This window comes from Yinghuangia sp. YIM S09857 (assembly GCF_051388915.1).
Classification (GTDB): domain Bacteria; phylum Actinomycetota; class Actinomycetes; order Streptomycetales; family Streptomycetaceae; genus Yinghuangia.
The window spans coordinates 93,219-95,539 of the sequence record NZ_JBPKBH010000020.1 but is presented as its reverse complement, the minus strand read 5'-3'; the positions used below and the strand labels follow the sequence as shown (position 1 = coordinate 95,539).

Here is a 2,321-nt window from a genome sequence, read left to right as displayed (position 1 = left end):
CACATCGGGGGCTCGGGGCACGTGGTCCTTTCGTCTGCGCTGCCGCCTGCCGCCGCGGCGGCGGTTGCCCCGGCGTCCGACCTCGACCCGCACGCACTCACGGCCCTGGCGCTGACCAGCGGCTCGGCGACACCGGCCCGCATCGAGGCGGGCACGGCGATCGACGCGGGCGGACTGATCCCGGACCTGGACGCGTCCAACAGCTGGGTGCAACGCGTCCACGAGGTCGACCCGATCGAGCTGCTCGAAGTGCAACTCTGCAACGTGACGGCCCCGTTCATCCTGGTGAGCCGCCTGCGCCCGGCCATGGCGGCGGCTCCCGCGCGCCGCAAGTACGTCGTGAACGTCTCGGCGATGGAAGGCCAGTTCAGCCGCGGCTACAAGGGCCCCGGCCACCCGCACACCAACATGGCGAAGGCCGCGCTCAACATGCTGACGCGCACGAGCGCGCAGGAGATGCTCGCCGACGGCATCCTCATGACCGCGGTCGACACCGGCTGGATCACCGACGAGCGGCCGCACCCCACGAAGATGCGTCTGGCCGACGAGGGGTTCCACGCCCCGCTCGACCTCGTCGACGGCGCGGCACGCGTCTACGACCCGATCGTCCGCGGCGAACAGGGCGAGGACCTGTACGCGTGCTTCCTGAAGGACTACGCGCCGTCCCCTTGGTGACGCCGCGTCAGCCGGTCCGACGGCCGCCGGCCGGCCACGCGGTCGCATCGCCACTCGGCACCCGTCATGCCGCGACCGGGACCACGCGGCCACGCCACCGCCGAAGTCACGCGAACACGCTGAACTCGGGCCGGGGCCGCGGATGTTCGCCGCGGAGTGCCAGCAGGGAACCGTCGGCGGTCGAGACGTAGACCGTGCCGTCGGCTGCGGCGGGCAGGCAGGTGGAGCGGCCGAGCGGGTACTCCCACCGGAGTGCGCCGCTTGTCAGGTCGACCGCGTAGAGGGTGGCGTCGTGGTCGTCGTAGCCCACCGAGTAGGCCGTCCCGCCGTCGATGGCCACGCCGCGCGAGGCGAGGCGTCCGGGGGCCGTGAAGGTCCAGGCCACCTCGCGGCGCTTCCGGTCGACGGCCACCATGGTGTACCGCCACTCCGGGCCTGCGGCCCGTGTCGTCGGCGACAGGCGGCAGGTGGTGCCGACCACCCATTCGTCGGTCACCCCGATCACGCCGGACCACTGCCGCTCGGTCCCGACGGTCCATCGGACCGCCCCCGTCTCGGCGTCGAGCGCGGTCAGGGCGTCCGCGGTCACGAACAGAGTGTCGCCGTGGGCCGCCAAGTCCTGGACAGGGCCGACCACTTCGATCTCGCCATGGCGTACGTGCCTGCCGGTCGCGACGCCGAAGCCCCGTATGGTCCCGACGTTGCGGTGGTCTTCCGCGACGAGGACGTACACCCGGTTCCCGACCACCACAGGGCGGCTGCGCGGGGTCGATACGCCGGGAAGGCGCTCAACCCAGGCGTGTTGCGGGCCCGACGGAGTCAACTGCCATGCGTACAGCCCCTCCTCTGCGACGAACACCCGTCCGTCGGCCACCGCGGGGGTGGTGTCGGCCCAGCCGCAGTACGCCCCGGAGGGGGCGTAGCGCGTCCTGTCCGGGTCGATGCCGTGGACCCACCCGATTCCCGCCTCGCCCGAGGCGCGTTCGGCGAACGCCACGAGGTCGAGGCGGCCGGAGCCGCCGGCGTAGAGGACCGTGCCGTCGGATACTGCCACGGCGTTGCGGCCGGAGCCGCGTGACATGACGCCGGTGTACCAGTGCTCGCGGCCGGTCGCGGCGTCGAGTGCGCGGAGTTTCGCGTCGGCGACGGTGAAGCAGTAGACCTGGTCGCCGTGCAGGGTGACGACAGGGTCGACGGGGCCGTCGGCGTCGTACCGCCATCGTGTCGTCACGTTCGCCTGCGCGGTGTCGGTGTCGGTGTCGGTGTCGGTGGCGGTGTCGGTGTCGGTGTCGGTGTCGGTGTCGGTGTCGGTGTCGGTGTCGGTGTCGGTGTCGGTGTCGGTGTCGGTGTCGGTATCGGTGTCGGTGTCGGGGCTGGAAGGGACGTGGGGAGGCGCGTCGGCCGAGGGCAGGCCGTCGAGAAATCCGCGGAACACGGCGAAGTGCTCCGGCGACCACGAGCCCGCGATCGGATTGCGGTGGCTGTGCCGACCGTTGTTGGTCCAGCTGTGGACCGGGTCGGGCCGCCAGACGAAGTCGGAGACGTGCAGCACCAGTCGTCCGGCGAGTTCGGCGGCGTCCGCGGGGTCGACCATGCCCGTTGCGGTCCACGCCTCGGCGAGGCTCCGCTCCGCGTCGGCGGCCTCG

Annotated in this window: 2 protein-coding genes; one reads left to right on the top strand and one right to left on the bottom strand. The window is 72.3% G+C overall.

What is annotated here, in order from left to right; translation table 11 throughout:
- Positions 1-675: SDR family oxidoreductase (locus ACRX5S_RS32210; RefSeq protein WP_436776711.1), on the top strand; the 675-nt coding region annotated here is incomplete at its 5' end.
- 106 nt (positions 676-781) lie between these two features.
- Here the strand turns inward: ACRX5S_RS32210 and ACRX5S_RS32205 are convergent.
- The coding region (locus ACRX5S_RS32205; protein ID WP_436776710.1) for an outer membrane protein assembly factor BamB family protein at positions 782-2,321 on the bottom strand (1,540 nt) is incomplete at its 5' end.